The sequence below is a fragment of the Pseudomonas putida genome (genome assembly GCF_001976065.1).
Taxonomy (GTDB): domain Bacteria; phylum Pseudomonadota; class Gammaproteobacteria; order Pseudomonadales; family Pseudomonadaceae; genus Aquipseudomonas; species Aquipseudomonas serbica.
This window is the reverse complement of record NZ_MNAH01000001.1, coordinates 82,294-100,621: the sequence shown is the minus strand read 5'-3', so window position 1 is coordinate 100,621 and position 18,328 is coordinate 82,294. Positions and strand designations below refer to the sequence as shown.

Here is an 18,328-nt window from a genome sequence, read left to right as displayed (position 1 = left end):
GACCAACCCTCTTATTGTTCTGTCAGGGGGCGTACGCGCACCCCCTGCTCGAGCTGCGCCAGTTGCGCCGCATCGCCGATACCGAAACCGATCTGGGTGACCGCCATCGCGGCGATCGCCGTGGCCGTGCGCAACGTCTGTTCAGGCGTGTCGGCACTGACCAGGCCATGCAGCATCCCCGCCAGCAGAGAATCACCCGCCCCAACCGTGCTGGCGATGCTGACCCTGGGTGGCGTGGCGTGCAGCGCCGAGCCGACACTGAACCAGTTCACGCCTTCGGCGCCGTGGGAGATCACCACATGCTCGATGCCCTGAGCGTGCAGACGGCTCGCGGCTTCAGCTTGAGCCATGACCGACACCACCTCGCCACCGAGCACTTCAGCCAGCTCCTGGGCATTGGGCTTGATCAACCAGGGGCCGGCCTTGAGCGCGGCCCGCAAGGCCTGCCCGCTGGTGTCGAGGGCCACCTTCAGGCCCAGGCCTTTCAAGCGCACGATCAACGCCTGCAACCACTGCGGGCTGATGCCCTGGGGCAGGCTGCCGGCCACCACTACCGCGTCATGCCCCGGCGCAATCCGGTCGAGACGTTCGAGCAATGCCTGCTGCGCCGCCGCGCTGACCAGCGGCCCCGGTCCATTGAGGTCGGTGATGCGCCCATCGCTTTCCGCCAGTTTGATATTGCTGCGTGTTTCACCGGGCACCCGGATGAAGGCATCGACAAAACCGCGTTTGGCGAACAGGGTTTCAAACGCTTGCAGATTGTCTTCGCCGAGGAACCCGCTGACCGTCAGTTGATGCCCCAGGTCAGCCAGCACTTGTGCCACGTTCAGCCCTTTGCCGGCGGCATGGGTGTGCATGGCATCGCTGCGGTTGACCTGACCGGGCTCAAGGCGCGACAACTCGACCGTAAGGTCCAGCGCAGGGTTGAGGGTCAGGGTTAAAATCTTGGCCATTACAGGGCCTCCACTAATGCGCGCACTTCATTTGCGCTGCCCACGATCAGGGCTTGTTGGGCCAACGTCCTGGCTTGGGCGAGACTGAGTTCGCGAATCCGCGCCTTGACCTCGGCAATGCTGCGTCCGCCGACACTGAGCTCATCCACACCCAGGCCGACCAGCACCGGCACCGCCAGCGGATCGGCCGCCAGCTCGCCGCACACGCCGACCCACTTGCCATGGGCATGGGCCGCGCGCACGGTGATGTCGATCAGTTGCAGCACCGCCGGATGCAAACCATCCGCCTGGGCCGACAAGGTTGGGTGACCACGGTCGATGGCCAGAGTGTATTGCGTCAGGTCGTTGGTGCCGACGCTGAAAAAGTCGACCTCCCTGGCCAGTACCGGCGCCAGCAGGGCCGCCGATGGCACTTCGATCATGATCCCCAACTGCAGGTCCGCCACCGGTATTTCCAGGCGCAGGCGTTCGGTCATGTCCCGCGCCTGGCGCCACTCGTCGACGCTGCCGACCATAGGGAACATGATCCGCAGCGGACGGTTGTCGGCGGCTCGCAGCAAGGCGCGCAACTGCGCTTCCATGATCTGCGGCCGCTGCAGGGTCAAGCGAATGCCGCGCACCCCGAGGAACGGGTTTTCTTCCTTGGCGATCGGCCAATACGGCAGCGGTTTGTCGCCGCCCACGTCCAGGGTGCGCACCACCAGCGGCCGGCCGGCCAGGCCATCGAGTACGCGGCGGTATTCGGTTTCCTGGGTCGCTTCGTCCGGCGCTTGCGGGTGGGCCATGAAAATCAGCTCGGTGCGCAGCAGACCGATGCCTTCGGCGCCCTGCTCGACCGCGCTGGTGACGCCGGCACTTTCGCCGATATTGGCGAACACTTCGACGGCGTGACCGTCAGTGGTCAACGCCGGTTGATGGCGTTGTTCGGCGGCGGCCTTGAGGCGTTGTTCGCGGGTGTCGCGCTCCACGATAGCGCGTTGCAAAGTGGCTGCATCGGCGTCCACATGCAAGCGACCGCGCTGGCCATCGATCAACAACGGTGTACCCGGTGCCAGCAGCAACACCGCCGCGCCGGCACCCACCAGCGCTGGAATTCCCAAGGCCCGCGCCACAATCGCGCTATGGGCGGTGGCGCCCCCCCGGGCGGTGAGAATGCCGGCGACCCGGGTCGGATCAAGCCGGGCCACGTCGGAGGGGCCGACTTCGTCCATCACCAGAATGTACGGCTGTTCAGGTTCACTCGGGGTTTCGACACCACTGAGTTGCGCCAGCACTCGACGGCCAATGTCGCGCAGATCGGCTGCGCGCTCGGCGAGCAAGGCGTCCTGCAAGGATTCCTGTTGCGTGGCGGCGGCTTCGATCACGGACATCCACGCCGCTTCCGCACTTTCGCCCTGCTTGAGACGAGTGTCGACTTCGTCGGTCAATTCCGGATCGTCGAGCATTTCCTGGTGGGTGATGAAAATCTCGCGGATAGCCTTGGCCTTGCTGCGCTCGATCAAGCCACCGATATCCTGGCGCACATGAGCCAACGCTTGCTTGAGACGCTCACGCTCGATGGCGGCGGATTCTCCGCGCAGCGGGTAATCGATGGTTTGCAGCACCTGGATATGCGCCGGGCCGATGGCGATTCCCGGGGCGGCGGCAATGGCCTGCACCAAGCTGCCGGCTGCCGGGGCGAGCAGCACCTGGGCCACCTCGACAATCTCTTCACGCGCCTGGCTCACCGGTGGCAACGGCTCGACCTCTTCACCGAGACCTTCTTCGATGGCGGCCAACAAGACGGGCAAGGCATCGGCAGCGATGCTTGGCTCGGCGATGATTTCCAACACCTGGCCGCGACGGGCGCCGAGGCTGAGCAGCTTGCTCAAGCTCTTGACCGACACCGCGCTGTCCTGGCCATCGACAATGCGCACACGAATCTCGCCTTCAAAACTTTTCGCCAGTTGCGCCAGGATTTTCGCCGGACGGGCATGCAGGCCGTGGGCGTTGGCCAGCGCAATACGCGCGCTCGGCCAATCGGCGGGCAGTTCACCACCCAGCACTTCAAGCACGGCGCGGCAACTGGTGGCACGGCCCAGTTCATGGCCGCGACCTTCTATCAGCAACGCACACAGGCGCTCGAGCAACGCTTGGTGGGCCTCGCCAAGACTGGCCAGACAAAATAAACCGTTCAGCGGCTGCCCCAGGTAACGCAGCGGTTTGTCCGGGGTGACGAATGCCAGGCCAGGGCGTTTTACCGTTTGTTCACTGTGCAACCACCACAGGCCATCGCCCAGCGGCAGCGCTTCGACTTGCTGCAACACGGCGGAGAATCCGTTGCTGACGCAATCGGCCTGGCGCAGCAAACGCGCGCCGCGCCAGACCAGTTCTTCGAAATCTTCGGCGGCAACGCCCAGGCCGATCATCTGCGCATCCAGCGCCAATTCCTGCGGCGCGCCTTGCAACAGTTTCAGCAAGGCTTCGGCGGATCCGGCGCGGCGCAAGGCCTGGCCCAGATCGGTTTCACCGAGGGCACGGGTCAGCAGTTGCAACAGGCGCAGGTGTTCGTCGGACTTGGCGGCAATACCGATCGCCAGGTAGACGATCTGTCCGTCGCCCCAATCCACGCCATCGGGGAATTGCATCAGGCGCACACCTGTGGAAAACACCTGATCGCGGGTTTCGGGCGTACCGTGGGGGATGGCAATACCTTGACCGAGAAAGGTCGAGCCCTGGGCTTCGCGAGCCTGCAAACCGGCGAGGTAGCCCTCGTCAACCAGGCCATCGGCAACCAGGTGCCGGGCCAGCAGTTGCAGCGCGGCGGACTTATCCACAGCCGACTGGCCCATGGATATCTGCTCTATGGTGAGCTCGAGCATGCTTTCTCCTGTTGGCACCCTTGGGGCGCCAGGTATTGTTTTTGAATGATTCAGCTTAGGCCTTTGTCTTCAAACAATCTTTGGTGGTTTCGCGGCAGAACCGTCCAAAGCAGCCATTAACGTAGAAAATACGCCTGCTGAAACGTTTAATCTAGAGTGATTGGCACGTTACTCGATAATGTTCCATCCTTGAAGTCCAACTTGTCGGATGCGTTGTGACCAAGGTCGCCTGCCTGAATCGGGTAGGATTGGTGAAAATGTCGAGGCAAGCTCGAAAAAACAAGGAATAGCGGGTTGAAACTCAGTGATATAGCCCAGTTGGCCGGTGTGTCCGTCACCACCGCCAGCTACGTCATCAATGGCAAGGCCGAACAACAACGCATCAGCAGCGCCACCGTTGAGCGCGTGCGCGCGGTCGTCGAAGAACATGGCTTCACGCCTAACCCTCAGGCGGCCGGCCTGCGCAGTCGCCACACCCGGACCCTGGGCTTCATTCTGCCGGACCTGGAAAACCCCAGTTACGCGCGGATCGCCAAGCTCCTGGAACAAGGCGCCCGGGCGCGTGGCTATCAGCTGTTGATCGCCAGCTCAGACGATGCACCTGACAGTGAACGGCAACTGCTTCAACTGTTCCGCGCCCGTCGTTGTGATGCCCTGATCGTCGCCAGTTGCCTGCCACCGGGGGACGACAGCTATCGCTTGCTGCAAGCCAAAGGCATTCCAATTATCGCCATCGACCGGGTCATGGAGCCTGAATACTTCTGTTCGGTGATCAGCGACGATCGCGAGGCCAGCCTGCACCTGACCCAAAGCCTGCTTGATCCAGTGCCCAGGCAGATTGCCTTGATCGGTGCCCGACCCGAGTTGAGCATCAGCCAGGAACGGGCCGCCGGTTTCAAGGAGGCCCTGGTCGGGTACGACGGCGAGGTATTGATCGAACACGGTGATTCGTTCAGCCGTGAGTGCGGGAAACAGTTGATGGAAGAATTACTCCAGCGCGTAGGACACTTGCCCGAAGCCCTGGTGACGACGTCCTATGTCCTGCTCCAGGGCGTGTTCGATGCCTTGCACGACTTTCCGCTGAAAACCCGCCCGCTGCGCCTCGGCACCTTTGGTGACACCCAGTTGCTGGATTTCCTGCCGCTGCCGGTGAACGCCATGGCCCAGCAACACCAATTGATTGCCGATAAGGCACTCGCACTCGCGCTGGCGGCCATCGAGCAATCCGATTACCAACCCGGTGTGCAGGCCATCGCGCGGACGTTCAAGCAACGTATTCGCCAGGACTGAGCCATGGACCTGATCGACACCCACACTCATCTGGACTTCCCCGACTTCGACGCGGATCGTCAGGCGCTGATGGCCCAAAGCCGTGCACTCGGGGTGCGGCAGATGGTGGTGCTGGGGGTTTATCAGGGCAACTGGCAGCGTGTCTGGGAACTGGTGCAAAGCGACCCCGACCTGCATGCGGCGCTCGGCTTGCACCCGGTGTATCTGGAGGATCATCGTCCCGAGCACCTCACCGAACTGGGCGACTGGCTGACGCGACTGGCCGGCCATCGCCAGTTGTGCGCGGTGGGTGAGATCGGCCTGGACTACTTCATCGAAACCCTGGACCGCGAACGCCAGCAAGCGTTGTTCGACGCGCAACTGCAACTGGCGGTGGATTTCCAGCTGCCCGCGCTGATCCATGTACGCCGCAGTCATGCCGCGGTGATTGCCACGCTTAAACGCTTCAAGCTCAAACGCGCCGGGATCATCCATGCCTTCGCCGGCAGCGAGGAAGAAGCTCGCGAATACATGAAGCTCGGTTTCAAGCTCGGTCTCGGTGGCGCGGCGACCTGGCCTCAGGCACTGCGCATGCACCGCGTGCTTGCCCGGCTGCCACTGGCGTCAGTGGTGCTGGAAACCGACTCGCCGGACATGGCGCCCGCGATGTTTCCCGGCCAGCGCAACAGCCCGGCGCACTTGCCGGCGATCTGCACGGCACTGGCGGCAATCATGTCGCTCGCGCCCGAACAACTGGCCGCCGCCAGCAGCGCCAATGCCCGTGAATTGTTCAACTGGTAATCAGTCGACGTGGGCCTTGGCGGCCTCGAGAATCAGGGTCATGTGTTGACGCTGACGGGCAATTCGAAGGGCAACGAAGTAGACGAAAATCGCCACCAGCGAAACATTCAGCTGCTCCACGACGCTGAGTATTCCAATCCATTCCAATACCAGCGCCACCAACAATGTGCTGCAAATCGTGACCAACAGGCTTGCCTTCAACATGGCTATCGAGTCCAGGGACCTGAAGCGCCTGATCTGTTTCGGGTCGCACAGTTGCAGGTTTTTCTGACAGTGAGAACAGGTGAATGCTTCGTTGATTGCAATGGCATTGAGTTGCCAGGGCTTGAGTAACAGCGTGCGCTGGCAATGTGCACAGCGCCCCTGGATTCCTAGTGTTGCAACAGCCATGACCGCGCCTCCTCCTTGTACTCAGTGAAGTGGATACTCCTACATTGAAGACGAAAAACCAGAAGCTATAGGAAAACCGGAGCTTTCCTACAAGAACTGGGCAGTATTACTACATACTTTTCAGACCCTGAACGCACTGATCAGCTGCTTCAGCTCCACCACCTGCGCCGACAGCGCGCGACTGGCGTCCTCCGTTCGGTGCGCACCTTCGGCCGTGCGTTCTCCGGCACGATTGATCTCGACAATGTTCTGGTCAATGTCGTGGGCAACGGCAGTCTGCTGCTCCACAGCCGCGGCGATCTGCTGATTTTGGTCGACGATCATTCCTACAGCACCAAGAATATTTTCCAAGGCCTGCTGGACCTTTTCCGACTGCCCCACCGTACCATTGGCCATCTCATGGCTGACGCCCATCGCCTTGACCGCCGCCCCGACACCGCCGTGCAGCTTGGCGATCATCTGTTCGATCTCTTCGGTCGATTGCTGGGTGCGCTTGGCGAGCGTGCGGACTTCATCCGCTACCACCGCAAAGCCGCGCCCCTGTTCCCCCGCCCTGGCGGCCTCGATGGCGGCATTGAGCGCCAGCAAGTTGGTCTGTTCGGCGATGCTCTTGATCACTTCCAGCACACGGCTGATGGACTGACTGTCGCTGGCCAACTGGTTGATCACCTGCACCGACTGATCGATTTCGCTGGCCAGTGCAGCGATGCTGCCCTGCTGCGACTCCACCAGTCCACGACCGCTCACCGTTTCGTCGTTGACGCTGTGGGCGCTGCTGACGGCAGCGGCGGCGCTGCGCGCCACCTCCAGGGAGGTGGCTGACATCTGGTTCATCGCCGTGGCGACCTGCTCGATCTGCGAGCGTTGCCCGGCCACCGCCTGGTTGCTTTGCGCCGAGACGCTCTCGACTTGCCCGGCCTGGCGCTCGACCTCGCCGACGGTCTGGCCGACACGCTCGATCAAGTCATGGATCTTCTTCACGGTACCGTTGAACACCTCGCCCAACTCGCCCAGTTCGTCACGGCTGTGGGCGTTGAAGGTGACCGTCATGTCACCGGCCGCCACCTTGTCCATGACCGCGCCAAGACGCCTGAGGGTGGTGCGGGTGGAGGCGTAGAAGGCACCGTAAAGATAAAAGATCAGCACGAACACCACCGACAGCGCCAAGGCTTGCAGAATCATGTGCGTGCGGTTCTGGTCCAGGCGCTGTTGCAACTGGCTACCGAGAAATTTCAAGGTGGCTTCGTTGAGCTGGTAGGTCTGGCCCATCAACGCCGAAACCTGATCGTAAAAGGCCTGCCACGGTGCATCGAGCGTGTCTGCCATCACCACCTGCTCTTCGAACAGCTCACTGGCCTGCTTCAACGAGGCCTTGCTGCTGTCAGCCTGGGCCGCCAAGGCTTCGCGCGCGGCGTTGCTGGAGCCCGTGGCGTCCTGCAGCTTCAGGCCATACTCGGCATGGAGCTTGTCGATCTGCGCCAGCAACTCATCGAAACGCGTGCTCGACGACGAATTGAGAAAACCCTGGCCCAGCGAAGCGGAGCCCAATGCCCGCCCTTCGCCGAGCAGCTGGGTAATGCGCGGGGTGATGTTGGTGACGAGTTCGCTCAGCTGACGCATATCACTTTGGCTGTCATGGCTGAGGCCGGCCTGGCTGGCGATGACCTGGCCGAAGACCTGGGCATTGCCGACCAGTTTGCCGATCAGTGCGCTTTTACTTTGCAGGGACTTTTCCGTCTGCTGAGCCTTGATGGCGCTGATCATTTCATCGCGCTTGCCATCGAACAGTGCGATCTGCTCCGGGTCAGTGGCCATCGCACTCAAGCCCTGCAAGCGTGCCAGCACGCCCTGTTCCAGCGTGCCGATCTGCGCCTCGACATTCCCCGCCTTGCCGGATTGACCCAGGGCGACGTTGATTTGCACAAGATTGTTCAGGGTTTCCAGATCACGTCGCAGTGCGAGGCTGCTGCCCAACAGGTCGAGGCTTTGCAGTTCGACCCGGGTGCCCTGGAATTCGCGATAGGAGTCACGCACCAGATAGAAGTTGGTGACCAGCATCGGCACCAGGAACAATACGCTGATCAGGCTGAACTTCATGCCAAAACTCAGGCGGTTCATCAACGCGACGGCGGGATAGAGCAAGCTCTTCACTGGAAGTCTCCCTTGGATTTCTTATTTTTATGGTGGGCGCAGCGAGAGAGCAGATAGCCACTATTCGGCGCTATCCCTGTATAGCGTAAATCAGGGGGATGTTTTGTAACTTAAGGTTAACGGTGAAGAGAACGCGTACCACCAAACAATAGGTCGAGCGTTAGCTCGCCTCGCTTTGGTTTTTGATCTTCTTGCCCCATCGTGAGGCCGAGTGGAGGTTCTGCGCAGTGGGTAAACCGGCATGGATGCCGGTTTAGCCGCCCTCGGCCATGGATGGCCGATGGCGGCGGGCCCACGGAGCAGGACCGGAGCGAGGGGATGCCGAGCATTAGCGAGGCACCGAACGCCAGGGGCAAGAGCGTTTGGTTACTTTGCGCTTTTCAAAGTGACCCGCTGTAAGAGCGGAACCCTAGGTGGCCGTTACCGCAGGAATGGATATGTACGCGGCCAACAAATAATAGGTCGGCTGTCAGGTCGCCATCGCTGGCAAGCCAGCTCCTACACTGGGTCGGGTACCTCCGCGAGCATGCGGCGACCCGACAAGCCAGCGCCTACGGCAACACTGTCCACAACGCAAACCCCGCATACCAAAGCACTGCCGCCCGCAGCAGCAACTCCCAGATACGGTCTAGATTGTGGATGCCCTCAGGCCCAACGACCGGCGCTGGAATTTCACCCGCCACCAGTCCGACCTTTTCGATCAGTTGGGCCGCGCTGATATTCCAGTTCAACAGCTCGTGCAACATCACCCGGCTGACCGCGACAAAGTTGCCGACCAGGGCAAAGCTGGCGGCCAACAGGCGTACCGGCACCCAGTCGAATGCATGACGCAATTGCGCCGCGCGTTCGACCACGGCCGGGTTTTGCCCGTGCTCTTCGGCCAGGGCCAGCAAGCGATAGCTCAACGCGGCGACCGGCCCCAGAAGGAAGTACCAGAAAATGATCGCGAAAAAGCTCTGGTAGGCCTCCCACAATAAATGCCCTTCCACCCGTTCCAGCAGTTGCTCGGCATTGTCGGCGCAGATGTCCAGGTCTCGTTTGGCCACATGGGCCGCCGCTTGCAGGTCTTCGCGGCGCCAGGCATCGCGGAAGGGCCCGAGACCGCCGAGCAGATCACCGCGACCCAGACTGTAGATCACCACCAGTAGATGCACCGGCAGCGCCAATAAGCCGTAGGCGACAGGGTCGAGCACCACCAGCAGCAAGCCCAGCAGCGCCACCGGAAACAGCACCAACACAGCCAGGACCAACCACGGACGGTTCACCAGGCGCGGGCTGAGCTCAAGCTTGTGCAGCTCGCGAACCCAGCCAGCGTCGTGTTGAACCCGGTGGCGCAGGGCCGAAAATTTCTCGATCCACACCGCCAACAGCAACACCAGAAAACTCATTATCCTTCCTCTTGTGCCAGGGCTGCGCGGTAGCGTGCCCAGTCGAACGCGGGCCCCGGATCGGTCTTGCGCCCGGGGGCGATGTCGCTGTGCCCGCAGATGCGTTGCGTGGTGATTGCCGGAAACGCCGATTGCAGTTGACGGGTCAGGGTCGTCAACGCTCGGTATTGCGCATCGTCGAATGGCAGATCATCCGTGCCTTCGAGTTCGATGCCTACGGAAAAATCGTTACAGGTTTCCCGCCCCTCGAAACTCGATACTCCCGCATGCCAGGCGCGCTCAAGGCAAGAGACAAACTGAGTGACGGTGCCGTCACGCTCAATCAGAAAATGCGCAGACACCCGCAGGTCGGCAATTCCTTCAAAATAGGGGTGCTCCGTGACATCCAGGCGGTTCTGGAAGAACTCCTGCACCTTGCCAGTTTGGAATTGCGCTGGCGGCAGGCTGATGTTGTGAATCACCAGCAGGGAAATTTCGCCCTCGGGGCGCGCATTGAAGTTGGGCGAGGGGCATACATGCACACCCTTGCACCAACCACTCGCGGGGTCCAGCTGCATACAAATTCCTTCAACGACGACTGTGTTGATGTCCAGTATGCCGCGATAGTCCTCTGGGAGCGATCACTTGACGCGATTGAGGCGCTGCAGCTTGGCGATCACCGATGCCAGGCCTCGGCCAAACAATGCGCCATCGTCAAGCACGCGCACCGCGCCGCTTTGTAACTGTCCTTCCTCAGCCGTCTGCAGAAAGAATGGCTCCAACACCTCGACCAGCACCGACGCCCCCGCAGGCGAATGTCCCGGTTGCTCGAACGATTGAACGTGCAAGCGCTCCAGCTCGCTGAAAAATGCGCTGGTGGAAAAGGGATCGAACGCCGAACGGCTCAGCCCCTCGCGCAACGACTTGAGCAACCCCGGGACCAGCGTCAGCAAATGCTCGGGTGCATCGGGCTGGTCGTGTCTCTGGACGCTCCAGATCAAATTCGCCAAGGCCTGCACATCTGCCTGCCACTGTGGCGACAGATGACCGTGCTTGAGGCAGGTCAACAGCAACACGTTACTCCAGGCGTCGTGCACGAACGCCAGCACACTGTGCGGTAGTGTCTTGCCCAGGAGCTCTTGATTCAACGCCTGCTCCACTCGCTGGCGGGCCAAGGCGGTTTGGGCGCGTCCTTCTTCGGCATCACGAATCCGCTGTTCCAGCAGCTCACTGCGACGGCGCTCGTCACGAGTGAACGCAAGGAACTCCGCCAGCAACTCGGAAAATATCGCCGGATCGTCGCCAAACTCATTCAACAAACGCAGCACCATCTGCTCGATGTACCGATACAGACTGTCGCGCTCATGACCATCGGCCTCACCCCACCCCTGGGCCGCACGGGCGATTTCGTCGAGCAAGCGCCGGGCCGGATGACTGCTGTGGCTGAACAAGTGCTTGTCGAGTACCGCCACTTTCACCAGCGGTATCCGCAGGCGAGCGATCAATGTCTTGAGGCGGTCCGGCAATGTAGCGTCAGCCAGGATGCAGTCGAACAGCATGACGGTGAGCTGGATGGCATCGGCGTCTACCCCCTCGATGACCCACGACTTGCCGCTTTTGACCCAGACCCGGTTCAACAGCTGCTGCAATTGGCCACGCAGGTCGGAGTCGTTCACAGCGAACGGTTCATGCTGCAGGTGTGAGAGCAGGCGCAACAGTTCGCGGTTGGAAATCTGCTGTGTCGGGGGACTGGCTCCAGGGGTGGCGGCAACGCTCGAACGTACCGGCAATAAAAGGTTCTGCAGGTTGGCGAATACCTCGGGCACATGGTTTTCGGCTGCCGGCCCTGCTGGTGCGGCTAGCGCAGCAGCGATGGCGTTTTCCGTCGTATCACTGGTCGGGGCAGGCGCAAGGCCAGGCAGCACGCCAGTGGCCATCAGCAGTTGGTTTGCCTGGGCGTAAAGCTGGCCGGCGCCACTGAGCACGTAGCGATCAAACAGCTGGAGGATGACCATCTTCACCTTGATGTCCACACCCAGGTGGCGCCCGGCCCCAAGAAAAAACTTGCAGAGCATCGTCGGCCCCAGCGGATTGTGCTGCTCGATCAACGTCCTGCCCAGCAATGTGCTGAGGCGGGCGGTGAGCTGGTCCAGGGCGAAACCGTCACGGTAGAGCACCTTGTTGACCATCGCGTCCACAGCAAGGTTGCGCTCCAGCCCGTCATCAGGTAGCGCCGCGCGGGTGCTGGTGGACAATGACCGAGGCAGGACCCTGTAGGCGAGGTGGCATTGGCCCAGGCTGATGAACGCTTCGAAGAATTGCTCGAAAAACAACCGTTCGATGCTTTTGCGTTTCAAGCGCAGGTCGCGCATCGCCTCAAAGAACAGGTTCTGCTCGACATCATCGAGTGCCCGGTCGGCCATTTCGAAGAGGGTATCGTCGGCATTGTCGAACAGCGTCTGCAGAGCTTGCCTGAGCTGTTGAGTAGCCTTGTCGCGAACCTGCAGCGCAATGACAGGCAGGCGGGCGAGTGGCGGGTCCATCGCCTGGTCGAGAGCGACCCTGCGCAAAGGCACCACATTCCCGTCGTTGTGCATCCAGCCTCCTGAACCCTGCAGCCGTCAAAGTCGTGACGTCAAATCCAAGGCGAATTATCGGGTAAAGGTAGTCCTAACGCCACCCCAGTGCTCACCGCGCATGAAAAGAACAGGCTCGCGCAACGCAATCGACCAGATGCAGGCTTCAGGACGGTGGGAACGATGCGCATGCCTTGGGTTGCTCGGTAGCATGGCCCTATAATCGGAGCACTTTGTTTGTGGAGTTCCTTATGCCGAATCTACGTCTCGCCGATCTGAACGCCGAAATCGAAGCCAACGTGCGCCGCGCGTTGCTCGAAGACATCGGCAGCGGCGACATCACCGCGCAGCTGATCCCGGCCGAACGCCTGGCCAAAGCCACCATCATCACCCGCGACGCCGCCGTCATCTGTGGCACTGCATGGGTAGATACCGTGTTTCGGCAGCTGGACCCACGGGTTGCGGTGCATTGGCAGGTCGCCGATGGCGAGCGCGTCAAACCCAACCAGGTGCTGTTCCACCTCGAAGGGCCGGCCCGCTCGCTGCTGACGGGCGAACGTAGCGCGCTGAACTTCCTGCAGATGCTCTCCGGCGTCGCCACTCGCGCGCAGCAACTGGCAGACTTCGTTGCGCAAACCCAGGTGAAACTGCTCGACACCCGCAAGACCCTGCCAGGGCTGCGCTTGGCACAAAAGTACGCCGTGACCTGCGGCGGTTGCCACAACCACCGCATCGGCCTGTATGACGCCTTCCTGATCAAGGAAAACCACATCGCCGCCAGCGGAGGCATCCCCCAGGCCATCGCCGCCGCGCACAAGATCGCACCGGGCAAGCCGGTAGAGATCGAAGTGGAAAGCCTGGATGAACTGAAAGAAGCGCTGGCGGCCGGGGCTGACATCATCATGCTCGACGAACTGAGCCTGGATGACATGCGCGAAGCCGTGCGCCTGAACGATGGCAAGGCAAAGCTGGAGGCCAGCGGCGGGATCAACGAAAGCACATTGCTGCCGATTGCCGAAACCGGGGTGGATTACATTTCGATTGGGGCGATGACCAAGGATGTGAAGGCTGTGGATCTGTCGATGCGACTGAGCCTCTGATCACGCGTCGTTGAACGAAAAACGCCGGCCTCATGAAGGCCGGCGTTTTTGTCAGACCACCAGATTATTCATCTCGCAGTACTCATCCCACTCGACACCCAACACTTCAGCCGCTTCCTTGTGCAGTTTCAGGCGCTCGGCCTCGTACTCTTCGGGGGTTGATGTGTATTTGAGCGTCAGTTCCCACGGCTGCAAGCCCTGGGCTTCGGCTTCATCCTCGAACGCCCACTGGATCTGGTCTTTCTGATCGTCGGCGGGCAGGTCCTTGATCTCATCGGCTAGCTGGGGCGAATCCAGCAAATACTTCTTGAGCGCTTCTTCGTGCCTTTCTTCCTGGGACATCTCTTTAACGGTCATGGCGTTCTCTTTGATCGGGGGAATGGAAGATGGATCTGGATCATCAAGGATCTCTCTGACGCAAAAAAACCGCTTGAAGCCCGGCTTTTCTGGCCTTCAGAACCATTCGGGATCATCTGAAAACAACGTGTCGCTGGTGCCCGAGACAGGAATCGAACCTGCGACCTTCGCGTTACGAGTGCGCTGCTCTACCGGCTGAGCTACACGGGCAGTGGGCTAAACCTAGCACTGACCATGGAGTCAGGCAACTTCCAACACCGTTAAAAAAACAAAAGATCGCAGCCTGTGTAGGCGCTGCCGCAGGCTGCGATCTTTTGATTTTTCTGCGCATAACAAAACGCCCCGAACCAGTCGGGGCGTTTTGTTGTTCAGCGGTCAGGCGCGGGAGTGATTAAACGCCCGAAGCCTTCGCTGCTGCTACGTCCTTGATGGACAGCTTGATACGGCCGCGGTTGTCCACGTCCAGTACCAGCACTTCCACTTCCTGGCCTTCTTTCAGGATGTCGGTCACTTTCTCGACGCGAGCATCGCTCAGCATGGAGATGTGAACCAAACCGTCCTTGCCCGGCAGGATGTTGACGAATGCACCGAAGTCGACGATGCGCTCAACCTTGCCGACGTAGATCTTGCCGATTTCGGCTTCAGCGGTGATACCCAGGACGCGCTGACGTGCAGCTTCTGCCGCTTCCTTGGTTTCGCCGAAGATCTTGATCGAACCGTCGTCTTCGATGTCGATCGAAGCCTTGGTTTCTTCACAGATCGCACGAATGGTCGCGCCGCCTTTACCGATGACATCACGGATCTTGTCGGTGTCGATCTTCATCGCGATCATGGTCGGAGCGTTGGCCGACAGTTCGGTACGCGACTGGCCAATGATCTGGTTCATCTGGCCGAGGATGTTCAGGCGCGCTTCCAGGGCTTGGCCCAGAGCGATTTCCATGATCTCTTCGGTGATGCCCTTGATCTTGATGTCCATCTGCAGCGCGGTCACGCCTTTGGCGGTACCGGCTACCTTGAAGTCCATGTCGCCCAGGTGGTCTTCGTCACCCAGGATGTCGGTCAGGACGGCGAATTTCTCGCCTTCTTTAACCAGACCCATGGCGATACCGGCAACCGGCGCCTTCATCGGCACACCAGCGTCCATCAGGGCCAGGGAAGCGCCGCAAACGGAAGCCATGGAGCTCGAACCGTTGGATTCGGTGATTTCCGACACAACACGGATGGTGTACGGGAACACGTCAGCGGCTGGCAGCATGGCCGAAACCGAACGACGGGCCAGACGGCCGTGACCGATTTCACGACGACCAGCGCCCCCCATGCGACCACACTCGCCTACCGAGAACGGTGGGAAGTTGTAGTGCAGCATGAACGGGTCTTTTTTCTCGCCTTCCAGGGTATCCAGCAGCTGTGCGTCACGGGCAGTACCCAGTGTTGCAACAACCAGAGCCTGAGTTTCGCCACGGGTGAACAGAGCCGAACCGTGGGTCTTTGGCAGAACACCGACTTCGATGTTCAACGGACGTACGGTCTTGGTGTCGCGACCGTCGATACGTGGCTTGCCGTTAACGATGTTTTCGCGAACGGTGCGGTATTCGATTTCGCCGAACGCCGCTTTGACTTCGCTGGAAGAAGGCTGGCCTTCTTCACCGGACAGCTTGGCAACGACCTGGTCCTTCAACTCGCCCAGGCGAGCGTAACGGTCGGCCTTGACGGTGATGGTGTAGGCCTGGGAGATCGCTTCGCCGAACTCGGCACGGATAGCGCCCAGCAGTTCGGTGGCTTCTGGCGCAGGAGCCCAGGTCCAGGTTGGCTTGGCAGCTTCAGCGGCCAGTTCTTTGACAGCGTTGATCACAACCTGGAATTCGTCGTGAGCAAACAGTACCGCGCCCAGCATCTGGTCTTCGGTCAGCTCTTTGGCTTCCGATTCAACCATCAGCACGGCGTCCGAAGTACCGGCAACGACCATGTCCAGGCTCGAAGCAGCTTGCTGCTCGTAAGTCGGGTTCAGCAGGTAGCCGGTGCTTTCGTGGAAGGCAACGCGGGCAGCGCCGATCGGGCCATCGAAAGGAATGCCGGAGATGGCCAGCGCAGCCGAGGTACCGATCATCGCAGCGATGTCCGGATCGGTCTTCTTGCTGGTGGACACGACGGTGCAGACAACCTGCACTTCGTTCATAAAGCCTTCAGGGAACAGCGGACGGATCGGACGGTCGATCAGTCGGGAAGTCAGGGTTTCTTTCTCGGAAGGACGGCCTTCGCGCTTGAAGAAACCGCCAGGGATCTTACCGGCAGCGTAAGTCTTTTCCTGGTAGTGAACAGACAGAGGGAAGAAGCCCTTGCCTGGATCGGCTTGCTTGGCACCAACGACGGTCACCAATACGCTGACGTCGTCGTCAACGGTGACCAATACTGCGCCGGAGGCCTGACGGGCGATACGGCCAGTCTCGAGGGTGACGGTCGACTGACCGAACTGGAACTTTTTGATTACCGGGTTCACGGTGTCCTACCTTCTTTTGTGGCTCTTGGGGAAACTGGGTTCTTGCGAAATTCTTGGGCAACGCCGGGAATCGGCCCGACCGGTTGTCCTGGTTGTACTCACACAGGCAAAACGGATATCCAGATAAAACTTGAGGCTGGGAGCCTGCCATGCACCGGCGCAAATCCGCTGATGCACGACAGACAACCAACCTCTAGCGCAATCGCTTATTAGCGACGCAGACCCAGGCGACCGATCAGAGCGCTGTAACGGCTCACGTCTTTGCCTTTCAGGTAGTCCAGCAGCTTACGACGCTGGTTAACCATGCGGATCAGACCACGACGGGAGTGGTGATCTTTACCGTTGGCCTTGAAGTGACCTTGCAGTTTGTTGATGTTGGCGGTCAGCAGTGCAACTTGCACTTCTGGCGAACCAGTGTCACCAACAGCTTGCTGGTAGTCAGCTACGATTTGAGCTTTTTCTTGAACGTCGAGAGCCATGTGGCAATCCTTTTATCAGGAAACTGTTTCAGAAAAACAGTTTCAACAGGCCAGGGACAAATCCCTGTATCTAAAAAAGAGTAGTGACCGTGCCTGCTAACAGCCACACTCGTTCGGTCATTCTGACCGAATCAGTCGACGCGGCGCGATGCGCCCGTCTTCGCTCACTTCACCGATACCGATGAAGCGACCATTGTGATCCTGTACCCGTACCATGCCGAACTTCGGGGCATCCGGGGCGCGTACCGGCTGGCCGTTGAGCCAGTAGAACGCACTCGCTTCCGAGAACTGCAGCAGTGGCCAATCCAGCAGGCCGCTGTCCGATGGCATCAGGAAGCGGTCGACCGCCTCGTTGCCGCCTTCGGCATGTACCGCTTCCAGCTCTTCGAGAGTAACGGTCTGCGCCAGGGTGAAAGGCCCGGCCTGGGTACGTCGCAGTTCTGCAACGTAAGCGCCACAACCGAGTTGCTCACCGATATCCTCCACCAGGGTGCGAATATAGGTGCCTTTGGTGCAATCCACCGCAAGCCGCGCAGTATCCCCTTCGAAGGCCAGCAATTCCAAGCGCGTAATAGTAACAGAACGCGGTTCGCGCTCCACTACTTCACCTGCTCGGGCCAGCTTGTACAACGGCTGCCCATCACGCTTGAGGGCCGAGTACATCGGCGGTATCTGACTGATTTGCCCACGAAATTGCGGCAATACAGCTTCGATATCGGCGCGACCAACGGTCACCGGCCGCTCCTGCAAAACCTCACCTTCGGCATCGGCCGTGGTGGTGGTCTTGCCCAGCTGCGCCAGGGTTTCGTAACCCTTGTCGGAATCGAGCAGGTACTGCGAGAACTTGGTGGCCTCGCCGAAGCACAGCGGCAACACGCCGGTGGCCAGCGGATCGAGACTACCGGTGTGCCCGGCCTTCTCGGCGTTGAGCAACCAGCGGACCTTCTGCAAGGCGGCGTTGGAGGTGAACCCCAGCGGCTTGTCGAGCAGGATGATGCCACTGACGTTACGACGGATACGTTTAACCTGAGCCACCGATTACTCCTTGGTGTCTTCGGCTTGTGCCGCAACCGAGTGCTGATTGTCTTCAGCCACTGCGCGCTCGATCAAGGCCGACAGATGCGCACCGCGCACGACGCTTTCATCGTAGTGGAAGTGCAACTGCGGAACGCTGCGCAGCTTCATCTCGCGAGCCAGCTGCATGCGCAGGAAACCGGCGGCGGAGTTGAGCACCTTGATGCTTTGCGCGATGTCTTCGTGGCTGTCCTGGCCCATCACGGTAATGAAGATCTTCGCGTGACCGACGTCACGGCTGACTTCCACAGCGGTAATGGTGACCAGGCCGACGCGCGGGTCTTTGACTTCACGACGGATCAGTTGTGCCAGCTCGCGCTGCATCTGATCGCCGATACGTTGGGTACGGCTGTATTCTTTTGCCATGTCTTGTTACCTGTTACTGCCCCACGGTGAAACCCGTGTGGTCTGAAAGCGGCAAACGCCCGGCCTGACAAAAGCCAGACCGGGCGT

General features: G+C 60.4%; 14 protein-coding genes, 1 tRNA gene and 2 pseudogenes. 3 read left to right on the top strand and 14 right to left on the bottom strand.

The genetic code is table 11. The features are described from left to right. Positions 1–11: 11 nt before the first annotated feature. The gene (gene pfkB, locus BKX96_RS00450) at positions 12–953 is read right to left on the bottom strand and encodes a 1-phosphofructokinase (RefSeq protein ID WP_046820604.1); all 942 of its coding nucleotides are present in this window, start codon (positions 951–953) and stop codon (positions 12–14) included. Continuing rightward, complete coding sequence (ptsP, locus tag BKX96_RS00445; protein ID WP_077182430.1) at positions 953–3,814, bottom strand: phosphoenolpyruvate--protein phosphotransferase; 2,862 nt, start codon at positions 3,812–3,814, stop codon at positions 953–955. The genes pfkB and ptsP overlap by 1 nt, the downstream gene beginning before the upstream one ends. A 294-nt stretch (positions 3,815–4,108) precedes the next feature. On the opposite strand from ptsP, the gene cra reads away from it, so the two are divergent. Together cra and BKX96_RS00435 are read left to right on the top strand one after the other, a co-directional pair. Continuing rightward, the gene (gene cra / locus BKX96_RS00440) at positions 4,109–5,104 is read left to right on the top strand and encodes a catabolite repressor/activator (RefSeq protein ID WP_046820606.1); all 996 of its coding nucleotides are present in this window, start codon (positions 4,109–4,111) and stop codon (positions 5,102–5,104) included. A 3-nt stretch (positions 5,105–5,107) separates the two neighbouring features. Then, the gene (locus BKX96_RS00435) at positions 5,108–5,884 is read left to right on the top strand and encodes a TatD family hydrolase (RefSeq protein ID WP_046820607.1); all 777 of its coding nucleotides are present in this window, start codon (positions 5,108–5,110) and stop codon (positions 5,882–5,884) included. Here BKX96_RS00435 and BKX96_RS00430 read toward each other — a convergent pair whose 3' ends face one another. The 6 genes and pseudogenes from BKX96_RS00430 to BKX96_RS00410 form a co-directional block, all read right to left on the bottom strand. Further along, positions 5,885–6,274, bottom strand: coding sequence for a hypothetical protein (locus BKX96_RS00430; protein ID WP_077182429.1), 390 nt, complete (start codon positions 6,272–6,274; stop codon positions 5,885–5,887). Positions 6,275–6,394: 120 nt separating this feature from the next. Then, positions 6,395–6,910 (bottom strand): annotated as a pseudogene (locus BKX96_RS33450) (methyl-accepting chemotaxis protein); the annotation flags it as partial. 342 nt (positions 6,911–7,252) lie between these two features. Next, a pseudogene (locus tag BKX96_RS33445) lies at positions 7,253–7,456 on the bottom strand (HAMP domain-containing protein); the annotation flags it as partial. A gap of 1,520 nt (positions 7,457–8,976) precedes the next feature. Beyond that, positions 8,977–9,813, bottom strand: a complete 837-nt coding sequence (gene ampE, locus BKX96_RS00420; RefSeq protein WP_046820610.1) for a regulatory signaling modulator protein AmpE — start codon at positions 9,811–9,813, stop codon at positions 8,977–8,979. Next, entirely contained in the window at positions 9,813–10,370 is a 558-nt protein-coding gene (ampD, locus tag BKX96_RS00415; protein ID WP_046820611.1) for a 1,6-anhydro-N-acetylmuramyl-L-alanine amidase AmpD, read from the bottom strand. The genes ampE and ampD overlap by 1 nt, the downstream gene beginning before the upstream one ends. 63 nt (positions 10,371–10,433) lie before the next feature. After that, positions 10,434–12,389, bottom strand: coding sequence for a DUF1631 domain-containing protein (locus tag BKX96_RS00410; protein ID WP_077182427.1), 1,956 nt, complete (start codon positions 12,387–12,389; stop codon positions 10,434–10,436). A gap of 230 nt (positions 12,390–12,619) precedes the next feature. Here BKX96_RS00410 and nadC point away from each other — a divergent pair, with 230 nt between their 5' ends. Then, complete coding sequence (gene nadC, locus BKX96_RS00405) at positions 12,620–13,468, top strand: carboxylating nicotinate-nucleotide diphosphorylase (protein WP_046820613.1); 849 nt, start codon at positions 12,620–12,622, stop codon at positions 13,466–13,468. A 51-nt stretch (positions 13,469–13,519) separates the two neighbouring features. Here the strand turns inward: nadC and BKX96_RS00400 are convergent, their stop codons facing one another. From BKX96_RS00400 to rbfA, 6 genes are all read right to left on the bottom strand, one after another. Further along, on the bottom strand, positions 13,520–13,825 hold the full coding sequence (locus BKX96_RS00400) for a DUF6388 family protein (protein WP_046820614.1): 306 nt from the start codon (positions 13,823–13,825) through the stop codon (positions 13,520–13,522). Between the two features lie 134 nt (positions 13,826–13,959). Further along, positions 13,960–14,035: transfer RNA gene (locus tag BKX96_RS00395), tRNA-Thr, on the bottom strand. 181 nt (positions 14,036–14,216) lie between these two features. Beyond that, positions 14,217–16,322, bottom strand: a complete 2,106-nt coding sequence (pnp, locus tag BKX96_RS00390; protein WP_007915263.1) for a polyribonucleotide nucleotidyltransferase — start codon at positions 16,320–16,322, stop codon at positions 14,217–14,219. Positions 16,323–16,531: 209 nt separating this feature from the next. Continuing rightward, a complete protein-coding gene (gene rpsO / locus BKX96_RS00385) occupies positions 16,532–16,801 on the bottom strand; it encodes a 30S ribosomal protein S15 (RefSeq protein ID WP_046820615.1) in 270 nt (89 codons plus the stop codon). Between the two features lie 117 nt (positions 16,802–16,918). Continuing rightward, positions 16,919–17,836: a tRNA pseudouridine(55) synthase TruB gene (truB, locus tag BKX96_RS00380; RefSeq protein WP_020796537.1), complete on the bottom strand. Its 918-nt coding sequence runs from the start codon at positions 17,834–17,836 to the stop codon at positions 16,919–16,921. 3 nt (positions 17,837–17,839) lie between these two features. Then, entirely contained in the window at positions 17,840–18,241 is a 402-nt protein-coding gene (rbfA, locus tag BKX96_RS00375; RefSeq protein ID WP_008057429.1) for a 30S ribosome-binding factor RbfA, read from the bottom strand. Positions 18,242–18,328 lie beyond the last annotated feature (87 nt).